The organism is Streptomyces cinereoruber, from assembly GCF_009299385.1.
GTDB lineage: Bacteria > Actinomycetota > Actinomycetes > Streptomycetales > Streptomycetaceae > Streptomyces > Streptomyces bikiniensis.
In genome coordinates, this window is the sequence record NZ_CP023693.1 from 857,487 (window position 1) to 875,934 (window position 18,448).

18 protein-coding genes are annotated in these 18,448 nt (G+C 75.3%); 9 read left to right on the forward strand and 9 right to left on the reverse strand.

What is annotated here, in order from left to right; all coding sequences use genetic code 11:
- Positions 1-44: 44 nt before the first annotated feature.
- The 4 genes from CP977_RS03855 to CP977_RS03870 all read left to right on the forward strand — a co-directional run bounded on the left by CP977_RS03855 (position 45) and on the right by CP977_RS03870 (position 2,539).
- Positions 45-287 carry a DUF6479 family protein gene (locus tag CP977_RS03855; RefSeq protein ID WP_152369612.1) on the forward strand — a complete coding sequence of 81 codons (243 nt, stop codon included), beginning with the start codon at positions 45-47 and terminating at the stop codon, positions 285-287.
- Positions 288-390: 103 nt separating this feature from the next.
- A complete protein-coding gene (locus CP977_RS03860; protein WP_152369613.1) occupies positions 391-1,113 on the forward strand; it encodes a HemK2/MTQ2 family protein methyltransferase in 723 nt (240 codons plus the stop codon).
- Positions 1,114-1,211: 98 nt separating this feature from the next.
- A complete protein-coding gene (locus CP977_RS03865; protein ID WP_152369614.1) occupies positions 1,212-1,502 on the forward strand; it encodes a CDGSH iron-sulfur domain-containing protein in 291 nt (96 codons plus the stop codon).
- Positions 1,499-2,539 (forward strand): iron-containing redox enzyme family protein, encoded by a 1,041-nt coding sequence (locus CP977_RS03870; RefSeq protein ID WP_062757510.1) that lies wholly within the window; start codon positions 1,499-1,501, stop codon positions 2,537-2,539. Before CP977_RS03865 ends, CP977_RS03870 begins: the two co-directional genes overlap by 4 nt.
- A gap of 6 nt (positions 2,540-2,545) precedes the next feature.
- Here the strand turns inward: CP977_RS03870 and CP977_RS03875 are convergent, their stop codons facing one another.
- Positions 2,546-3,553: a TY-Chap domain-containing protein gene (locus tag CP977_RS03875; protein ID WP_152369615.1), complete on the reverse strand. Its 1,008-nt coding sequence runs from the start codon at positions 3,551-3,553 to the stop codon at positions 2,546-2,548.
- A gap of 110 nt (positions 3,554-3,663) precedes the next feature.
- Here CP977_RS03875 and CP977_RS03880 point away from each other — a divergent pair, with 110 nt between their 5' ends.
- On the forward strand, positions 3,664-4,122 hold the full coding sequence (locus tag CP977_RS03880; RefSeq protein WP_062757517.1) for a hypothetical protein: 459 nt from the start codon (positions 3,664-3,666) through the stop codon (positions 4,120-4,122).
- Positions 4,123-4,240: 118 nt separating this feature from the next.
- On the opposite strand, the gene CP977_RS03885 is transcribed toward CP977_RS03880, so the two are convergent.
- The 3 genes from CP977_RS03885 to CP977_RS03895 all read right to left on the reverse strand — a co-directional run bounded on the left by CP977_RS03885 (position 4,241) and on the right by CP977_RS03895 (position 7,347).
- Entirely contained in the window at positions 4,241-4,519 is a 279-nt protein-coding gene (locus CP977_RS03885; protein ID WP_229991547.1) for a helix-turn-helix domain-containing protein, read from the reverse strand.
- On the reverse strand, positions 4,519-5,016 hold the full coding sequence (locus CP977_RS03890; RefSeq protein WP_030213580.1) for a DUF2975 domain-containing protein: 498 nt from the start codon (positions 5,014-5,016) through the stop codon (positions 4,519-4,521). Before CP977_RS03890 ends, CP977_RS03885 begins: the two co-directional genes overlap by 1 nt.
- Before the next feature lie 90 nt (positions 5,017-5,106).
- Positions 5,107-7,347 (reverse strand): PP2C family protein-serine/threonine phosphatase, encoded by a 2,241-nt coding sequence (locus CP977_RS03895; protein ID WP_152369616.1) that lies wholly within the window; start codon positions 7,345-7,347, stop codon positions 5,107-5,109.
- 467 nt (positions 7,348-7,814) lie between these two features.
- Here CP977_RS03895 and argC point away from each other — a divergent pair, with 467 nt between their 5' ends.
- From argC to CP977_RS03915, 4 genes are read left to right on the forward strand one after another with little or no spacing between them, the layout of a single operon-like run.
- Positions 7,815-8,852, forward strand: coding sequence for an N-acetyl-gamma-glutamyl-phosphate reductase (gene argC, locus CP977_RS03900; RefSeq protein WP_062757527.1), 1,038 nt, complete (start codon positions 7,815-7,817; stop codon positions 8,850-8,852).
- Positions 8,849-10,000 (forward strand): bifunctional glutamate N-acetyltransferase/amino-acid acetyltransferase ArgJ, encoded by a 1,152-nt coding sequence (argJ, locus tag CP977_RS03905; protein ID WP_152369617.1) that lies wholly within the window; start codon positions 8,849-8,851, stop codon positions 9,998-10,000. The genes argC and argJ overlap by 4 nt, the downstream gene beginning before the upstream one ends.
- Positions 9,997-10,989, forward strand: coding sequence for an acetylglutamate kinase (gene argB / locus CP977_RS03910; protein WP_079131381.1), 993 nt, complete (start codon positions 9,997-9,999; stop codon positions 10,987-10,989). Before argJ ends, argB begins: the two co-directional genes overlap by 4 nt.
- A gap of 47 nt (positions 10,990-11,036) precedes the next feature.
- The gene (locus tag CP977_RS03915) at positions 11,037-12,167 is read left to right on the forward strand and encodes an acetylornithine transaminase (protein WP_208421460.1); all 1,131 of its coding nucleotides are present in this window, start codon (positions 11,037-11,039) and stop codon (positions 12,165-12,167) included.
- Between the two features lie 84 nt (positions 12,168-12,251).
- Here CP977_RS03915 and CP977_RS03920 read toward each other — a convergent pair whose 3' ends face one another.
- The 5 genes from CP977_RS03920 to CP977_RS03940 all read right to left on the reverse strand — a co-directional run bounded on the left by CP977_RS03920 (position 12,252) and on the right by CP977_RS03940 (position 18,396).
- Positions 12,252-13,406 carry a serine hydrolase domain-containing protein gene (locus tag CP977_RS03920; protein ID WP_152369619.1) on the reverse strand — a complete coding sequence of 385 codons (1,155 nt, stop codon included), beginning with the start codon at positions 13,404-13,406 and terminating at the stop codon, positions 12,252-12,254.
- Positions 13,407-13,722: 316 nt separating this feature from the next.
- Positions 13,723-15,303 carry an amidohydrolase gene (locus CP977_RS03925; RefSeq protein ID WP_062759184.1) on the reverse strand — a complete coding sequence of 527 codons (1,581 nt, stop codon included), beginning with the start codon at positions 15,301-15,303 and terminating at the stop codon, positions 13,723-13,725.
- An 83-nt stretch (positions 15,304-15,386) separates the two neighbouring features.
- On the reverse strand, positions 15,387-16,241 hold the full coding sequence (locus CP977_RS03930) for an ABC transporter ATP-binding protein (protein ID WP_062757537.1): 855 nt from the start codon (positions 16,239-16,241) through the stop codon (positions 15,387-15,389).
- The gene (locus tag CP977_RS03935; RefSeq protein WP_152369620.1) at positions 16,238-17,320 is read right to left on the reverse strand and encodes a FecCD family ABC transporter permease; all 1,083 of its coding nucleotides are present in this window, start codon (positions 17,318-17,320) and stop codon (positions 16,238-16,240) included. The genes CP977_RS03930 and CP977_RS03935 overlap by 4 nt, the downstream gene beginning before the upstream one ends.
- A complete protein-coding gene (locus CP977_RS03940) occupies positions 17,317-18,396 on the reverse strand; it encodes a FecCD family ABC transporter permease (protein WP_208421381.1) in 1,080 nt (359 codons plus the stop codon). Before CP977_RS03940 ends, CP977_RS03935 begins: the two co-directional genes overlap by 4 nt.
- Positions 18,397-18,448 lie beyond the last annotated feature (52 nt).

Genomic DNA, 18,448 nt, shown 5'->3' on the forward strand with positions numbered 1-18,448 from the left:
CCGTTCCGAACCGGACTGCCCCGTCTCCGACAGGAAGGGCGATCATGCTTCTCTCCCCTCTGGCCGCCGTGCCGGCCTCCCCCCTGGCCGCCGAAGGCTCCTCCTCCCTCCTGCTGATCGCGGTCGGAGTGGTGGTGGCGGCCCTGCTCCTCGGCGCTTTCTGGTGGGGTTCCCGGCGGGTGGCCCGGCGGAAGCGGACCGCCGGCGTGGCCCAGCCCCCGGCTGCGGAGGCGCGACGGGAGTCCTGGCAGCCGCCGGAGGAATCCCAGCGCGGACGGGACCGCTGAGGAGCCGGGCCATGAGGATCCCGACGCGGAACGCCACGAGCGCCCCGATACGGAACTCCGGGGAGGCGCCCGGCGCCCCGTCCCGGGCGGGAGGTCGGCCGCGATGACCCAGGTGACCCCTCCCGTCGGCGGGGACCTCGCCGACGCACCGTCCGGGGACGGACGGGCGGACGTGCCGCGCGTCTACCGGCTCCCCGGGGTGTACGCCCCCCAGGGGGACACCGAGCTGCTGCTCGCGAACCTGGCGCGCGAGGAGCTCCGGGCCGGCGCGCGGTCGCTCGACCTGTGCACCGGGACCGGTGTCGTCGCGGTCGCCTCCGCCCTGCGGGGCGCGCGGGCCACCGCCGTGGACGTCTCGCGCGCCGCCGTCACCGCGGCCCGGCTCAACGCGCTGCGGCACCGCTGCCGGGTGCGGCTGTTCCGGGGCGACCTGGAGGCCCCGGTGGCGCACGAGCGCTTCGACCTGATCACCGTGAACCCGCCGTACGTGCCCTGCGAGGACCCCGCGCTGCCCGCGCGCGGCCCCCGGCGCGCCTGGGACGCGGGGACGGACGGGCGACTCCTCCTCGACCGGGTCTGCGTCCGGGTGCCCCGGCTGCTCACCTCCTCCGGGACCCTCCTCGTCGTGCAGTCGTCGCTCTCCGGCGTCACCGCCACCCTGGACGGTCTGCGCCGGGCCGGGCTGCGCGCCCGGGTGGCCGACCGCCGCGCCCAGCCCTTCGGCCCGGTGATGTCCTCCCGCGAGGACTGGTTCGCCGCCCGGGGGCTCGTCCCGCCCGGGACGCGCACGGAGGACCTGGTCGTGATCCGCGCGTCCCGCGCGTGACCCCCGGCCCCCCTCCCGCCGCACCGCCCGCGCATGGGCGCGGCCCGGCGGGGCAGCCGCGCAGCAGAGGAAACGAGACAGCCGATGGGCGGTGTGTGATGTCCCCTTCCCCGGACGTACGGCCCGGGGCCGTGCCCCCGGCGCGGGCGGAAGGCCCCGCGCGGGGCGCGCCGACCCTGGTCCGCCCCCTGGACGACGGGCCGATGCTCGTCGAGGGGCCGGTGGACGTCGTCATGCCCGACGGGTCGGTACGGCACTGCGAGCGGCCGATGGTCGCCCTGTGCACGTGCCGGCGGAGCAAGCGGGCCCCGTTCTGCGACACCAGCCACCGCCACCGGCAGCGGCGCCCCCGCCCGGCGGCCGACTCCCCGGAGGACCCGACCCCATGACCGTCGCCCCGCAGACCGTCCGTACGACCTCCGGCGCGCCCGGGGTCCCCGAGGCCCGCGGCGAGGTGTCGCGGGCGGTCCGGCAGCGGCTGCTCGGCGACCCCGGGACGCTGCCGGACGGCCCGGAGATCGCGCGCTGCGACCCGTACGGCGAGGACCTCCAACTGGCCCTGCACCTCTGCTACGCCCTGCACTACCGGGGGTACGACGGGGTTCCCGAGACCCTCGAATGGGATCCGCACCTGCTGAGGACCCGCGCCCTCCTGGAGCACCGCTTCGAGAGCGCGCTGCGGCACGACTGCCGGCACCGGGGGGACGTGGACGAGGAGCTGGGCGCCCTCCTGGTGGAGCCCGCCGAGGCCACCGGCGTCTCCGCGTTCCTCGCCTCGCGGGGCGAGCGGTGGCAGGTGCGGGAGTACGCGGCGCTCCGCTCCGTGTCGCAGCTCCGGGAGGCCGACCCGTACCTCTGGGTGATCCCCCGGCTGCGCGGCCGCGCCAAGGCGGCGATGGTGGCGATCGAGTACGACGAGTTCGGCTGCGGACGGGCCGACCGGATGCACGAGCGGCTCTACGCCGACCTCATGGTCGACCTGGGGCTCGACCCGGAGTACGGGCGGTACGTGGACGCGGTGGGGGCCGAGACGCTGGCGGCCGTGAACCTGTCGACCTTCCTCGCCCTGCACCGGCGGCTGCGCGGCGCGCTGGTGGGGCACTTCGCCGTGGTCGAGGTGACCTCGCCGCCGGCCGCCGCCCGGCTCGTCGCGGCGATGCGGCGGACGGGCGCGGGTCCGGCGGCGGAGCGGTACTACGACGAGCACGTGGAGGCCGACGCCGTCCACGAGCAGCTGGTGCGCCGGGAAGCCGTGGGCGGCCTCCTGGAGGACGAGCCGGACCTCGCGTCCGACGTCGCCCTCGGCGTCGCGGCGACCGTCCTCCTGGAGGACCGGCTCGGGGACCGGGTGCTGGCGGCCTGGGCGGAGGGCCGGAGCGCGCTCCGGACGCCGCTCGATCCCGCGGAGCGCGTCCGGAGCGCTTAGGGCCGGTCAGGCCCGGGGGTCGCGGCGGGCGCCCAGGCCGGGCAGGTCGAGGTGGAAGTTGTGTCCGCGGCCGGACACGGTCCCGCTGTGGACGAGATCGGCCGGGTCGACGCCCAGGTTCCCGAGTTCCCCGACGAGCATGTGGGCGGCCGTCTTCGCGCAGCTCGCCTCCCCCATGGCGTCGGGGAAGCGGCGCTGCCAGAGCGAGTGGGGCGACTGCCAGCCGCTCTCCGCCAGGCGGGCGGGGTCGGCCAGCTCCGGGTGGTGCAGGTAGCCGGTGGCCTCGATCACGAGTTCCAGGCCTTCGTTCCAGCACTGGACGAACCGCTGGGGGTCTTGGGCAGACCCCAGGTGCAGGATGAACATGCCGGGGAGGAACGGGGTGTCGTGAGCGAGGGCGCGCAACGCCCGGTACAGACGCTTCTCCATCGCGTCCCAGTCGGCGGCGGGGTCGGCCGGCGCGGCGGGGGGCAGGTGCTCCGGGTCGGCGGCGCGCCAGGAGCCGCGGGAGTCGGTCCGCCCGGCGGCGTCGGGGTCGGCGTCGGTGTTCACGAGCTCGAAGTCCACCTGGCCCTCGGAGTCCGCGTGCACGACGAGGCTGCTTCCGGGGCGCCGCCACAGCATCCACGGCCCGACGCCCCCTCCCCAGAGGGTCGGCGGGCCCAGCTCCTCCTCCATGACCCACCAGGCGGCGCGGACCATATCGGCGGCGGTGCGGACGTCCTCGGGAGGCATGTCCACGACGGGGACGCGCAGTTTGAGGATCCGCTCGGGCTCCTCGGGGTCGGAGTCCACGCTGCCGTAGCCGCCCCAGGGGCCCTTCCGGAAGACGAACCGGCGCCGGACCTGGCCCGCGAACTCGTCGGGCTCGTCGAGTTCCCAGCCGAGGGCCGAGACGGCGTCCTCGAACTCCGGAAGGCTCCACCCGCCCGGTCGCAGGGGAACGGTCTGCCGCACCAACTCGCGGAAGGCGTCGTCTTCGAACCAACTCCCGCGCGGAATCCTCTTGTCCATCCGGCAGACGATAACAACCCTCCTCGCGGCACCGCGCCGCCCGGGCCGGCACGTGCGACGATCGGGGGCGGGTGGACGGACGACCGACGATCTCTTGGGGGCGGGCCCGGATGGACGACGACGCGGTGCGCGCGAGTTTCGACGGACGGAGCCGCGTCGAGCTGCGGCCCCACCGCGTCACGGCGGCCGGGCGGCAGCGGATCGAGGAGATCGCCCATGCGCTCGGCTACCGCCTGCTCGCGGTCGAGCCCAACGGTTTCTACGGCGTCCGGCTCGTCTTCGAGCGCGACGAGGCCCCTCACACGCGCCGCCGGCGCGAACTGACCGTCGCCCGGCTGCGCGCGGGCGGTCCTCTCCTGCCGGCGTCGGAACCGCCGTCCCCGCCCCCGCCGTCACCGCCGCCCCCGGCCCCCTCGTCGCCGCCGGTGCGGCAGCGGCGGCCCGGGGGCATCCCCTCGGGGCCGCCTCCGCCGCCGCCCGTCGCGGCTCCCGCCGGGCCGCGGATCCCGCCCCCGCCGGCGTACCCTCCGCCGCCTCCTCCCCCGCCGCCCGTCGCGCCGGGCACCTGACGGAACCGGCCGCGCGGGCCCGGGGCTCGGCCGGCCGGGCCCCGGTCCGGGGCGGTACTCGCGACCGCCGCCCGTCCCTTCTCGCGTACGGCTCCGGATTCGGTGGGCCGGCCCTCCGTCAGGCGTTCTCCCCGACCGCCGCCACGGTGTCCCCGGCCGTGCCCGCCTCCGTCCGGGTCTCCTGCTGCCCGGTCTCCGGCTCCCAGCGGAGCAGGTCGCCCGGCTGGCAGTCGAGGACCTCGCAGAGGGCGGCGAGGGTGGCGAAGCGGACCGCCTTGGCGCGCCCGTTCTTGAGCACGGCGAGGTTGGCCGGGGTGATGCCCACGCGTTCCGCGAGTTCGCCCACGGACATCTTGCGCCGGGCCAGCATCACGTCGACGTCCACGACGATCGGCATCAGATCACCTCGGCGAGCTCGGCCCGCATCCGCTTCGCCTCGGCCTCGCGCTCGACGGCCTGGGCGAGCAGCATCCGCAGCACGAGCACGATCAGGGCCACGCCCAGGACCGCCAGGCTCGCCCCGCAGATCAGGAGCACGACGCCCGGGGCGGCGGCCTCGCCGGGCGCGAGGAGCACGGCGAACGCGAAGACCAGGGCGGCGCCCGCGGCGAAGGCGCCGGTGACGACGTCCACGTACCGGAAGGCCGCGTGCGAGAACACCGTGCCGCGCCGCACCATCGTCACGAGCCGCCACACGCAGACCAGGACGGTCTGTGCCGTCAGCGCGCCCAGGACCAGGAGCACGAGCACCGGTGTGCGGAGGTACGCGTACTCCGGCCTCAGCCCGTTCAGGTCGGCGGCCAGGAGCGGCACCATCACCGCCTCCACGAAGACCGAACCCGCGAGCAGTCCCGCGAGCACGGCGCGCAGCGCGAGCACCGTCAGCTTTCCCATGACATCCCCTTCGATCGAAAACCGATAACAAGCTATCGATATTCGATAGGTACGGCAAGAGAGGGGCCCTGCCGGGGAGGGGGACGGGGGTCAGATCTCGCGGCGGACGAGCAGGAGGGCGACGTCGTCGGTGCGGTGCGCGGGGTCCTTCACGTGCCGGATCAGGTCGTCCGCGAGCGCGTCCAGGTCCCTCGGCCGGGACCGCGCGAGGCGGCCGGACAGCTCCGCCGTGGCCGTGCCGATGTCGACGCCGGGCGCCTCGACGAGGCCGTCGGTGTAGAGGGCGAGGACCGAACCGGCCTCCCAGGGCACCTCCGTGGTGGCGTACTCGACGTCCGGGGCGATCCCGAGGAGGAGGCCCGGCGGGGCCTCCAGGAGGCGGGTCCGGCCGTCGGGCGCGCGCAGGAGCGGCGGCGGATGGCCCGCCGTGGCGAGCCGGAGGCGGTGGCGGGCCAGGTCGAGTCCGACGATCAGGCAGCTGGTGAAGCGGTCCGGGTCCAGGTCGTTCAGGAGCCGGTTGGTGCGGGCCAGGATGTCGCCGGGGGACGCGCCGGCCGTCGCGTGCGCGTGGACGGCGGTGCGCGCCTGCCCCATGAGGGCGGCGGCGTTCGGGTCGTGCCCCTGGACGTCGCCGATGACGGCGATGACGGTGTCGGGCGCGGCGCGGATGAGGTCGTAGAAGTCGCCGCCGACGTCCATGCCGTGACCCGCCGGCAGATAGCGGGCGGCGACCTCGACGCCCGGGAGCGGGACCAGGCCGTGCGGGAGCAGGCTGGTCTGGAGGCTGTGCGCGAGGGAGTGCTTGGCGTCGTAGAGCCGGGCCCGGGCGAGGGCCTGGGCGATCAGGCCCGCCAGGGAGGTGAGCATGGCCCGCTCGGCCGCCGGGAAGGGGCGCGGCCGGGCGTACGAGAGGATCAGGGAGCCCACCGGGCGGCCGGAGGCGATCAGCGGCAGGAACGCCCAGGCGGAGCGGCTCTCGTAGCGCGGGGCGTGGGGGTGGGCGCGGTACAGGTCCTCGGGGCTGGTGAAGAAGAGGGGGACGCCGGTGGCGAGGACCTGGGCGTCGGCGACCTCGGCCGTCAGGGGCGTGCCGTCGTACCGGTCCACGAACTCCTGGCTGTAGCCGCGGTGTCCGATGATCCGCAGCCGTCCCTCGTCCGCGCTCATCAGGACGAGGCCCTGCGGCCCGAAGGCGGGCACGATCTGGTCGGCGACGAGCTCCACGACGTCGTGGACGCCGGCCGCCTCCGCCAGGGTCGCCGCCATGTGCATGAGGTGGTACACGGCCCCGGCGCCCACGGGTTCGGTGGGACGGGAGGGCGGGGCCTGTCCCCCGGCGGTCTCCTCCGGGGGCTCGGGCGGATCCGGGGTCCGGTGCGGTGCGGCCCGGGTGCCGGGCGGGGCCGCCGCGCCCGCGCCGGGCTCCCTGCCGGCCCCCTCCCCCTCGTCCGTCACGGAGGGCCCCGCCAGCCGGGTGACGTGGACGCTGATGCCGGTGGCGTCCGGGTACAGCTCGAACAGCAGCCGGGTCGCCGGCTGCCGCACGACGGTGAACGACGTCGGCCGGCGGGTGACGACCGCCGCGCGGTAGCGGTCCTCGAAGACGGGGTCGTTCAGCCAGAGCAGCACCTCCCACGGGCGCTTGCCGAGCAGCGCCGCCGCGCCCGCCTGGAGCAGCTCGGCGGCGGCGGTGTTGAGGAAGGTGAGGCGCCCGTCGAGGTCCAGGGAACAGCACCCGACGGGCAGCCGCTCGGCGAAGCGGAGGGCGGACCGGGCCAGGACGGGGTCGGCCTCCGGGGGCCGGGCCGGGTGCACGACGCGCGGTTCGGCGGGGTAGGAGGCCGGCTCCCGCTCCGCCGCCCGGCGCAGCAGGCGGGCCGCCCGGCGGCTGCAGGCGTCGAGCGCCGCGCGTTCGTGCTCGTCGAGGTGGGGCGGGTGCCAGACCGGCCAGAGCAGGACGATCCCGCCCCGTACGGCGACGTCGTCGGCGATCGGGGCGGCGGCGAGGAGGAAGTCGTACGGCAGCACGATCCCCAGGCGCGGGTAGCGGCGGGCGATCTCCTGCTGCCCGCCGCCCAGCCACACGAGCGCGCGGTCGCGCATGGCGTCGACCACCGGGATCGGCGCGTCGGCCGGGATGCGGACCCAGGGGGCCGCGATCTCCTGGGAGACGCCCGACACCAGCGCCAGGCGCAGCATGTCCTCCCCCGGGACCCGGAGATACACCAGGCCGACCGAGGCGCCGGTGTCGCGCATCACGTCGGCGAGGACGGCGTCCAACCGTCCCGCGCCGAAGACGTCCTCGGCGTCCGCGCCCGCGGGCTCTCCCATATGCGGACCCTACGCCGGGCCCGTCCGGGGCGCTCGACAGGACCGGCCCATCGGCGGACCGGGCCGGCGCACCCCACGAAAGCTCAACTTAGGTTAGGCTCAGCTAAGTCCCGATCGAAGGGTGAGGGGGTGCGGGCACATCCGCTTTTCGCGTTCTTCCCGAAGGACGCGAACGATTCCACGGCCGAGGACACGGCCGAGGACGCGAACGGCGGACGGGCGGGGACGCGAACCGGGCCGCGAACGGCGTTCGGCCCGCGGCGCTCCCCGCCCCGCGAGGGCCGGAGGCGCGCGGGGCCGGGCCCCGGGCGCGCGGCCCCCGTCCGTCGGGACGCCGCGAGGCGTTCGCCGGGACGCACGGCCGAGGGCCCGCGCCGGCAACCCCGCGCCCCCACCCTGGAACGGCACTCCGCGGCCCCCTCCCCGGGGCGGCGTCCCCCACACGTACGGCAGAGAGACGGAAGAACATGACCGTAAGGGTCGCGGTGGCCGGTGCGAGCGGCTACGCGGGCGGGGAGACACTCCGCCTGCTGCTGTCGCATCCCGGCGTGGAGATCGGCGCGGTGACCGCGCACAGCAGCGCGGGCCGGACGCTCGGCTCCGTACAACCGCAGCTGGCGGAGCTGGCGGACCGGGTCCTCGGCAAGACCTCGGCGGCCGCCCTGCGCGGCCACGACGTGGTCTTCCTGGCCCTGCCGCACGGGCAGTCCGCCGCGTACGCGCGGGAGTTGGGCTCCGAGACGCTGATCGTGGACTGCGGGGCGGACTTCCGTCTGCGCGACCCGGCCGCCTGGGAGCGCTTCTACGGCTCCGAGCACGCCGGGACCTGGCCGTACGGCCTCCCGGAACTCCCGGGCGCGCGCGAGGAGTTGAAGGGCTCCACGCGGATCGCCGTGCCCGGCTGCTACCCCACGGCGGTCACGCTCGCGCTGTTCCCCGCGCACGCGGCCCGGCTCGTGGAGCCGGAGGTCGTGGTCGTCGCGGCCAGCGGGACGTCGGGCGCCGGACGGGCCCTCGAATCGCACCTGCTCGGCGCCGAGGTGATGGGCTCCATGAGCCCGTACGGGGTCGGCGGCGGCCACCGGCACACCCCCGAACTCGTCCAGAACCTCTCCCTGGTGGCCGGTGAACGGGTCACCGTCTCCTTCACCCCGACGCTCGCCCCCATGCCCCGGGGCATCCTCGCCACCTGCTCGGCGCGGCTCCGCCCCGAGGCGCTGGCGGCGGGCCCGGACGCGGTGCGCGAGGCATACGCATCCGCCTACGCCGACGAGCCGTTCGTCCGGCTGCTGCCGCCCGGACAGTGGCCCTCGACCGCCGCCGTCCTCGGCTCCAACACGGTCCAGGTACAGATCGCCGTGGACCCGGACGCCGGCCGGCTGGTCTGCGTGAGCGCCGTGGACAACCTGACGAAGGGCACCGCGGGTGGCGCGGTGCAGAGCATGAACGTCGCCCTCGGCCTGCCGGAACGGCTGGGCCTGCCCATGAATGGAGTCACTCCGTGAGTGTGACCGCTGCACAGGGGTTCCTCGCCTGCGGCATCGCCGCGGGCATCAAGGAGTCCGGTGACCGCGATCTGGCCCTGGTGGTGAACCGGGGGCCGTCGCGCGCCGCCGCCGGCGTCTTCACCTCCAACCGCGTCCAGGCCGCGCCCGTCCGCTGGTCCCGGCGCGTCCTGGCCGACGGCCGGATATCGGCCGTCGCCCTCAACTCCGGCGGCGCCAACGCCTGTACGGGACAGGCCGGCGCCGTCGACACGCGCCTGACGGCCGAGCGGACGGCGGACGCGGTGGGCGTGGACCCGCACGAGGTCGCGGTCTGCTCCACCGGCCTGATCGGCGTACGGCTGCCGATGGACCGCGTCCTCGCGGGCGTCGCCGCCGCCGGGGAGCTCCTGTCGCCGGACGGCGGTGAGGACGCGGCCGTCGCGATCAGGACGACGGACTCGGTCCACAAGACCGCCGTGGTGACCCGGGACGGCTGGACGGTCGGCGGCATGGCCAAGGGCGCCGGCATGCTCGCCCCCGGCCTCGCCACCATGCTGGTCGTCCTCACCACCGACGCCGACGTGGACGCCGGGCGTCTGGACGAGACCCTGCGGGACGCCACCCGCGTCACCTTCGACCGGGTGGACTCGGACGGCTGCATGTCCACCAACGACACCGTCCTGCTCCTCGCCTCCGGCGCCTCCGGCCTCACCCCCGCCCCGGAGGCCTTCGCCGAGGCCGTGCACGCGGTCTGCCGGGACCTGGCCGGGCAGCTGGTGGCGGACGCCGAGGGCGCCTCCAAGGAGATCGAGGTGCGCGTCGTCGGCGCGGCCTCCGAGGAGGACGCCGTCGAGGTGGGCCGCTCCATCGCCCGCAACAACCTCCTCAAGTGCGCCCTGCACGGCGAGGACCCCAACTGGGGCCGGGTGCTCTCCGCCATCGGCACCACGGCGGCCGTCTTCGACCCGGACCGGCTCGACGTGGCGATCAACGGCGTGTGGGTGTGCCGGGACGGCGCGGCGGGCGAGTCCCGGGACGAGGTCGACCTGTCGGACCGGCGGATCACGATCACCGCCGACCTGCGCTCCGGCGACGCGTCGGCGGTCCTCTGGACCAACGACCTGACGGCCGAGTACGTCCACGAGAACAGCGCGTACAGCTCATGAGCGGGCCCGGGACGACACGGACGGGGACGCTTCCCCACGCGCGGCCGGGCGAGACCCCGGCCAACAAGGCCACCGCGGCCGCCGACACGGTCACCGCCGCCGCCGACCTGCCCTGGGCCGAGGAGCTGCGGGGCCGGACGGTCGTCGTCAAGTTCGGCGGCAACGCCATGGTGGACCCGGCGCTGCACCGGACCTTCGCGCAGGACGTCGTGGAGCTGTGGCACGCGGGCCTGCGGCCGGTCGTCGTGCACGGCGGCGGGCCGCAGATCAGCGCCATGCTCGACCGGCTCGACCTGGAGGTCCGCTTCGAGGCGGGCCTGCGGGTGACCACGCCCGAGACCATGGACGTGGTCCGCATGGTGCTGACCGGGCAGGTGCAGCGGGAGCTGGTCGGCGCCCTCAACGCCCACGGGCCCTTCGCCGTGGGCCTGTCGGGCGAGGACGCGCACACCATGACCGCCGTGCGGCGCCCCGCGTGGGTGGACGGCCGGTCCGTGGACATCGGTCTCGTCGGCGAGGTCGTGGGCGTGGAGACCGCCGCCGTGCGCGCCCTCCTGGAGGCGGGCCGCATCCCCGTCGTCTCGCCCGTCGCGCGGGGCGAGGACGGGGAGGTCTACAACGTCAACGCCGACCTCGCGGCCTCCGCGCTCGCCGTGGCGCTGGGCGCGGACCGGCTCGTGGTCCTGACCGACGTCGAGGGCCTGTACGCGGACTGGCCGCGCAGCACCGAGGTCGTCGCCCGGCTGACGGCCGGTGAACTGGACGCGCTGCTCCCGGACCTGGCGAGCGGCATGCTCCCGAAGATGGAGGGCTGCCTGCGGGCGGTCCGCGGGGGCGTGCGCGCGGCCCGGGTCGTCGACGGGCGGGTGCCGCACGCGCTCCTCGGCGGCGTCTTCGCCACCGACGGGCCGGGCACGACCGTGGTCCCGGACCCCGAGACCCCCTCCGCCCCCGTACCCGCTTCCCCGTCCGAGGAGGACGACGCGTGACCGCCGCCGACAGCACGAGGACCCTCACGGACCGCTGGCGCGCGGTCATGATGGACACGTACGGCACTCCCCCGCTGGCCCTGGTCCGGGGCGAGGGCAGCACCGTGGAGGACGAGTCGGGCCGTACGTACACCGACTTCACCGGCGGGATCGCGGTCAACACCCTGGGCCACGCCCACCCGGCCGTCGTCGCGGCCGTCCGGGAGCAGGCCGAACGGCTCGGCCACGTGTCGAACCTGTTCGTCGCCGAGCCGCCCGTCGCCCTGGCCGAGGAGCTGCTCCGGCTCTTCGGCCGGCGGGGCGGGGTCTTCTTCGCGAACTCGGGCGCGGAGGCGCTGGAGGCGGCCTTCAAGATCGCCCGCCGGACGGGCCGGCCGCACGTGGTCGCCGCCGAGGGCGGGTTCCACGGGCGCACCATGGGGGCGCTCGCGCTGACCGGCCAGCCGGCGAAGCGCGAGCCGTTCCTGCCGCTGCCCGACGGGGTGACGCACGTCCCGTTCGGGGACGTCGAGGCGCTGCGCGCGGCCGTCACGGAGGAGACGGCGGCGGTCGTCCTCGAACCGGTCCAGGGCGAGGGCGGGGTCGTGCCCGCGCCCGAGGGGTATCTGCGGGCCGCGCGGGAGATCACCCGGGCGACCGGCACGCTGCTCGTCCTGGACGAGGTGCAGACCGGCATCGGCCGGACCGGCCACTGGTTCGCGCACCAGGCGGACTGGGACGTGGACCCCGACGTGGTCGCCCTCGCGAAGGGTCTGGGCGGCGGGCTCCCGATCGGCGCGACGGTGGCCTTCGGGTCGGCGGCCGGGCTCCTGCGGCCCGGTCAGCACGGCTCCACGTTCGGCGGCAACCCGATCGCCTGCGCGGCCGGGCTCGCCGTCCTGCGGACCGTCGAGGCCGAGGGCCTGCTCGCCCGTGCCGTACGGGCGGGCGAGCGGCTGCGCCGGGGCGTCGAAGGGCTGGAGCACCCCCGCGTCGCCGAAGTACGCGGCGCCGGCCTCCTCCTGGGCGTCGTCCTCACCGAGCCGCGGGCCGCGCAGGTCCAGCGGGCGGCCCAGGACGCCGGCTTCCTGGTCAACGCGGCGGGCCCGGCCACCGTACGGCTCGCTCCCGCCCTGACGGTGACGGACGGGCAGATCGACGGGCTGGTGGGGGCGCTGGCGAAGGCGCTGGACCCCTGAGCGCGACCGGAGGGCGGGCCCGGGGCCGCAACCGGCGTCCCGGGCCCGCCCTTCGTCGTGACGTACCGGTGTCCCCGAAGGCCCTCAGAGGGCGCAGAGGGCGTCGACGGCGGCGTCGGTCAGGTTCTGGACTCCGGCCCCCGCGGGGCCGGCCATGTTGTACTGGTTGGTGGCGACGGCGGCCTGGGCACCGTCCTCACGGGTGAGGACGGCGGTGTAGTACCCGTAGATGGCGCCGCCCTTCGTCCAGACCTTGCCGCAGTCGCCCGGGCCGTTCATCACCTCGTGGGCGAGCCCGAAGGACAGGTTGGACCGGCCGGGGTAGGCGACGAGGGTCTTGAGCTGCTCCAGCGTCGCCGGGGAGAGCAGGGTGCCGTCGAGCAGCGCTTCGTGGAGGGTCGCCAGGTCGTCCAGGGTCGACACCATCGCGCCCGCCGCGCCGGAGAACTGGACGTTCAGGGTGGTGACGTCGACGTAGGGGCGCTCGCCCCAGTAGTAGAGGGGAACGGCGTACCCCCGGACGTGGTTGCCGTACAGCTTCGGGTCCGAGGCCGGGTAGCTCGTGCCGGTGAGGCCGAGCCGGTCGATGAGGCGGGTCCGCACCTCGACGGCTGGTTCGTTGCCCGTCACCGACTTGATGATCATCCCGAGCAGGATGAAGTTGGTGTTGCTGTACTTGACGCTCGTGCCCGGCGCGAACAGCGGGGCCCGCTGCATGGCCTGTCGCACCAGCTGTGCGGGCGGGAAGGGCTTGTTCGGGTTCTCGTACGCGTCGACGGTGACCTTGTCGAGGTACTCGGGCACGCCCGAGGTGTGGTTCAGCAGCTGGCGGACCGTGATCTTCCTGCCGTCGTTGCCGTTGCCGGTCACCACGCCCGGCAGCCACCGGTCCACGGTGTCGTCGAGCGACAGCGCGCCCTGATCGGCCAGCATCATGGTGACGGCGCCGATGAACGGCTTGGTGTTGCTCCCGATGCGGACCTGCGCCTTCGGGTCGGTCGGCGTCCGGGTGGCCCGGTCGCCGACGCCGGCCGTCAGGTACCGGCGCGCTCCGTCCTCGCGGAGCAGGGCCGTGGCACCCGGGTATCCGGCGGCGACCGCCGCGTCGAGCCCGTCCCGCATCACCTGGTCGGCGGTCCGGGCCGACGTGCCGTGCACCGGTCCGGCAGCCGTGAACGTGAGCGCGGCCGCCACGGCCAGGGCCGCTCCGGCCTTGCGGGTGAACAGAGAAAGGGGCACGGGAAATCTCCTTGGTCCGCTGTACAGCCGCTCTCGCGAAGAGGCCTGCTGTGGATGCGTTGCGGGGCGTCGGGCGCCACGACTCGGACGGAACGGTCCGGGAGGCGGCCGTCGGGCGTCGTCAGCGGCACCGCCGGGTCGGTCGTCGCGCGTGCGGATTTTTGACCGCACGGCTCCTCACCGGCCCGGTCGACTCTCCCGCGACCCGCTGCTTTTCCGGTGAAGTCCCGTTGAAGCAAGGCGAGTTCCGCCGATCGCTTCGGTGGCGTCGGCGCGTCGGAGGACCCGGCGGGGAGGCGTCACGCGGGGGCCGTGATCACAGTTCCTTCCCCTCCGTCGCCTCGCGTCCGTCCACGAAGGTCGCCACGACCTCGATGTCCCCGATCCGGGAGGTGTCGACCGCGTGCGGGTCGTCGCCGAGGACGACGAGGTCCGCGCGCTTGCCCGGGGTCAGGCTGCCCGCGCTGTCGTCCCACCGGCAGGCGTACGCGCCGGCGACCGTATAGGCGTGCAGGGCCTCGCCGACGGTGATCGCCTCGCCCGGGCCGATCGGGCGGCCGGAGAGGGAGGTGCGCTCGACCATGAACTGGATCGCCCGCAGCGGCGATCCGTCGGTGACGGGCCGGTCGGAGCTGCCGACGAGCGGGACGCCGTGGTCGAGGAAGCCGCGCCCCCGGTACATCCAGGGCGCCCGGCGCGGGCCCATGACCGTGGCGTAGTCGTCGCCGAAGTACCGCAGGAAGTTGGGCTGGACGACGGCGCTGAGGCCGAGCCGGGCGAAGCGCGGGAGCTGGTCGGGCCGGATCAGGCCGGCGTGCTCGATGCGGTGGCGGGCGTCGGGGCGGGGCCGCAGCTCCTGGGCCCGTTCCAGGGCGTCCAGGGCGAGGTCGGCGGCGCGGTCCCCGATGGCGTGGACGGCGAGCTGCCAGCCGGCGAGGTGCCCGTCCACGATCAGGGAGGCGAGGTGTTCGGGGTCGGCCTGGAGCTGCCCGGTGCCGTCCGTGCCCTCGTACGGCTCGGTGAGCGCGGCCGTGCGGGCCATCATGCCGCCGTCGGTGTAGATCTTGAGGGCGCCGACGGACAGCCAGTCGTCGCCGAAGCCGGTGCGCAGGCCGAGGTCGAGGCCGCGGGGGATGCCGTCCCGCTCGTGGGCGCCGAGCGGCTTGAGGGTGTCGGCGCCCGGCATGAGCTGGACGCGCAGGGGCAGCCGCCCCCGGTCGCGCAGGAGTTGGTAGGCGCCCAGCTCGGCGGGGCTGTGGCCGAGCAGGCCGCCGCCGATGCCGGCCTCGGCGCAGGCGGTGACGCCCTCGGCGAGGCAGGCGCGCCCGGCGTGCTCGACGGCGTCGGCCAACTCCTCCTGCGCGTACGGGAGCCGGAGCCGGCGCACGGCGCCCATCGCGCCCTCCACGAGGAGGCCGTCGTCGTGGGGGACGTCGGCGGGGAGCAGGTCGAGGACGGCGCTGTTGACGACGCAGGCGTGGCCGGAGGTGTGCATGAGGAAGATCCGGTGCCCGGCGGCGACCCGGTCGAGGTCGGCGGCGGTCAGGTGCCGGCCGAGGGCGCGCTGGTCGTAGTCGCCGACGTGGATCCACGCGCCGGGCGCGTTCCTGCGGGCGGCCGCGTCCGCGACGACGGCGAGGGCGTCCTCGATCCGTTCGACGCCGGCGAGGCTCGGCGCGATCGCCTTGAGGCCCGTCCACGCCAGGTGCACGTGGCTGTCGATGAAGCCGGGGAGCACGGTGGCGCCCTGGAGGTCGACTACCTCGCGCGCGGGCAGACCGCTCACGGCCTCGTCCAGGCCGACGATCCGGCCGTGCCAGACGCCCAGGTCGTGGGCGACCGGATGGTCGGGGTCCATGGTGAGGAAGCGCGCGTTGGTGAGTCGGGTGCACAGCATCATGGGCGGGTCCCGTCCCTAGGGGGGTCGTGCCTCGGTCGTGCCTCGGTGCCGCAGGGGGTGTCGTCCCGGAGCGTCCTGTCTCAGGGCGTCTTGGTGAGCACCGTGCCGTCGGTGCCCTCCGCTTCGTACCGCCTGGGCGCTGCGGGCACCATGAGCGGGGTGCCGGTCTCCGGGTCGTCGATGATCCGGCAGGGCAGTCCGAAGACGTCCTCGACCAGTTCGGCGGTCATGACGCCGGCCGGGTCGCCCTGGGCGGCGACGACACCGCCGGGGCGCATCACGATGAGGTGGGTGGCGTAGCGGCAGGCCTGGTTGAGGTCGTGCAGGACGGCCACGACGGTGTGGCCCCTGCGGGCGTGGAGTTCGGCGCACAGGTCGAGCACCTCGACCTGGTGGGCGATGTCGAGGAAGGTGGTGGGCTCGTCGAGGAGCAGGACGGAGGTCTGCTGTGCCAGGACCATGGAGAGCCAGACGCGCTGGCGCTGGCCGCCGCTGAGGTCGTCGACGGGCCGGTCGGCGAGGTCGAGGACGCCGGTCTGGCGCATGGCCTCGGTGACGGCCGCCTCGTCCTCGGCGGACCACTGCTTCAGGAGCCGCTGGTGCGGGTAGCGGCCGCGGGCGACGAGGTCGCCGACGGTGATGCCGCCGGGCGCGCTGGAGGACTGCGGGAGCAGGCCGAGGCGGCGGGCGACCTCACGGGAGCGGTACGAGGAGATGGCCGCGCCGTCGAGGTAGACCTGTCCGGCCTTGGGCGTGAGCATCCGGGCGAGGGCCGAGAGGAGGGTGGACTTGCCGCAGGCGTTGGGGCCGACGATCACCGTGAAGGAGTGGTCGGGGATGTCGACGCTGAGGGAGGTGGCCACCGTCCGCCGGTCGTAGGAGAGGGTGAGGTCCTCGGCGCGCAGCCGGGGGCCGGAGGGGTTCTTCACGGTCATGCGCGGCTCTTTCGCGACTCGGTGATCAGCAGCCAGATGAGGTAGATCCCGCCGAGGGCGCCGGTCGCCGTGCCGACGGGGAGGAGCGCGGGCGCGAAGGCCCGCTGGACGACGAGGTCGCTCAGGGCGAGCAGGACGGCGCCCATGAGGGCGGAGGAGAGCAGGGCGGGCGCGGGCGATCCGGTGAGCCGGCGGACCACCTGGGGGGCGGCCAGGGCGACGAACCAGATGGGGCCGGTCACGGCGGTGGCGAACGCGGCGAGGGCGACGCCGATGACGAGGAGGGCCGTACGGGTGCGGTGGACGTTCACGCCGAGGGCGGTGGCGGTGAGGTCGCCCATCTCCACCACGGCGAGGCGGCGGGAGAGGAGGAGGGCGGGGGGCAGCAGGACGGCGAGGGCGAGGCCGATCGCGTTGGCGTGCGTCCACGTCCGGTTGCCGAGGCTGCCGATCAGCCACGACTGGGCCTCCAGGGCCTCCTGGAAGGTGGCCCTGGTGATCAGGTACGAGTTGACGGCGAGGAGCAGGGCGCTGACGCCGACGCCGATGACGACGAGGCGGAAGCCCTGGAGTCCGCGCCCGATCATCAGGAGGTGGACGGCGAGGGCGGTGGCGAGGCCGCCGGCCAGGGCGCCGAGGGCGATCTGGGTCATGCTGCCGTGCAGGAGGACGATGACGACGAGGGCGCCGACGGCGGAGCCGTTGGTGAAGCCGATGATGTCGGGGCTGCCCAGGGAGTTGCGGGTGAGGCTCTGCAGGATCGCCCCGCTCACGGCGAGGGCGGCGCCGACGAACACGGCGGTCAGGACGCGGGGCAGGCGGAGGGTGTTGACGACGAAGTCGGCGGCCCCGGAGTCGTTGCCGGTGAGGGCGCGGAGGACCTCGCCGACGGTGAGCGGGAAGTCCCCGGTGGTGAGGGTGGTGCCGACGACGAGCACCAGGGCGGCGAGCAGCAGGGCGGTGACGGCGACGGTGCGGCCCCGCACGCGCAGGGAGACGGCGCCGCGGCCGAGCCGGACGACCCGGCCGCCGACGGCGCGGGGCGCGGGGGCCTTCGGCTCCCGTACGGGGACGCTCACAGCATGACCAGCTTCCGTCGGCGGCAGAGCGCGATGAACAGGGGGGCGCCGATGAAGGCGGTGACGATGCCGACCTGCACCTCGCCGGGGGCGCCGAGGACGCGGCCGAGGACGTCCGACCCGATGAGCAGGACGGGCGCGAGGAGCATCGAGTACGTGAGGACCCAGCGCTGGTCGGGGCCGACGACGAAGCGGGCGATGTGCGGGACGGCCAGGCCGACGAAGCCGATCGGTCCGGCGGCGGCGGTGGCGGCTCCGCACAGCAGCATCACGGCGAGGGCGGCGAGGATCCGGGTGCGGCCGACGTTCACGCCGAGGGCGCGCCCCACCTGGTCGCCCATGGCGAGGGCGTTGAGGGAGGGGGCGAGGAGGAGCGCGACGACCAGGCCGGTGACGACGAACGGCAGGACCAGGAGCACGATGTCCTGGTAGCGGCCGGCGAGGGAGCCGACCGTCCAGAAGCGGAACTGGTCGAAGGCCTCCGGGTCGAAGAGCAGCACGCCCCAGTTGAAGGCGTACAGGACGGCGGTGACGGCCGCTCCGGCGACGACGAGCCGGTCGGGTGTGGCGAGCTTCCGGCCGGAGGAGCCGAGCAGGTAGACGCCGACCGAGGCGGCGGCGGCCCCGGCGAGGGCGAACCAGACGTAGCCGAGGGGCGAGGCCACGCCCAGGAAGGCGATGGCCACGACGACGCCGGCGGAGGCGCCCAGGTTGACGCCGAGCAGTCCGGGGTCGGCGAGCGGATTGCGCGTCAGGGCCTGCATGAGCGCGCCCGACAGGCCGAGCGCCACCCCGACGAGGAGGCCGAGGAGGGTGCGGGGGACGCGGTAGTCGTGGACGATGACGGAGGCCTCGGAGCCGTCGGGGTGCCACAGCAGTTCCCAGGTGGAGGCGAAGGGGATGCCCCGGGTGCCCACCCAGACGCTGAGCAGGGAGACGAGGAGCAGCGCTCCGAGCGTCACGAGGAGCCCCAGGCCGCGCAGGGCGACGGTGGCCGGGCGCGCGGGGGGCGGGGCGGCGGGCCCGTCGGGGCCGCCGGTCCTTCCTCCGGACGCCGTCTGGATTTCGACGGACAACGGCCACTCCCCCTGACGGCGGTTCGCGCCCCCGTCCGGCCGTGGGGCCCAA

What these genes read in the sequence shown, in the direction of transcription:
- CP977_RS03855 (WP_152369612.1), top strand. Translation starts at nt 45, where the DNA reads ATGCTTCTCTCCCCTCTGGCCGCCGTGCCGGCCTCCCCCCTGGCCGCC.
- CP977_RS03860 (WP_152369613.1), top strand. Translation starts at nt 391, where the DNA reads ATGACCCAGGTGACCCCTCCCGTCGGCGGGGACCTCGCCGACGCACCG.
- CP977_RS03865 (WP_152369614.1), top strand. Translation starts at nt 1,212, where the DNA reads ATGTCCCCTTCCCCGGACGTACGGCCCGGGGCCGTGCCCCCGGCGCGG.
- CP977_RS03870 (WP_062757510.1), top strand. Translation starts at nt 1,499, where the DNA reads ATGACCGTCGCCCCGCAGACCGTCCGTACGACCTCCGGCGCGCCCGGG.
- CP977_RS03875 (WP_152369615.1), bottom strand. Translation starts at nt 3,553, where the DNA reads ATGGACAAGAGGATTCCGCGCGGGAGTTGGTTCGAAGACGACGCCTTC.
- CP977_RS03880 (WP_062757517.1), top strand. Translation starts at nt 3,664, where the DNA reads ATGGACGACGACGCGGTGCGCGCGAGTTTCGACGGACGGAGCCGCGTC.
- CP977_RS03885 (WP_229991547.1), bottom strand. Translation starts at nt 4,519, where the DNA reads ATGCCGATCGTCGTGGACGTCGACGTGATGCTGGCCCGGCGCAAGATG.
- CP977_RS03890 (WP_030213580.1), bottom strand. Translation starts at nt 5,016, where the DNA reads ATGGGAAAGCTGACGGTGCTCGCGCTGCGCGCCGTGCTCGCGGGACTG.
- CP977_RS03895 (WP_152369616.1), bottom strand. Translation starts at nt 7,347, where the DNA reads ATGGGAGAGCCCGCGGGCGCGGACGCCGAGGACGTCTTCGGCGCGGGA.
- argC (WP_062757527.1), top strand. Translation starts at nt 7,815, where the DNA reads ATGACCGTAAGGGTCGCGGTGGCCGGTGCGAGCGGCTACGCGGGCGGG.
- argB (WP_079131381.1), top strand. Translation starts at nt 9,997, where the DNA reads ATGAGCGGGCCCGGGACGACACGGACGGGGACGCTTCCCCACGCGCGG.
- CP977_RS03915 (WP_208421460.1), top strand. Translation starts at nt 11,037, where the DNA reads ATGATGGACACGTACGGCACTCCCCCGCTGGCCCTGGTCCGGGGCGAG.
- CP977_RS03925 (WP_062759184.1), bottom strand. Translation starts at nt 15,303, where the DNA reads ATGCTGTGCACCCGACTCACCAACGCGCGCTTCCTCACCATGGACCCC.
- CP977_RS03930 (WP_062757537.1), bottom strand. Translation starts at nt 16,241, where the DNA reads ATGACCGTGAAGAACCCCTCCGGCCCCCGGCTGCGCGCCGAGGACCTC.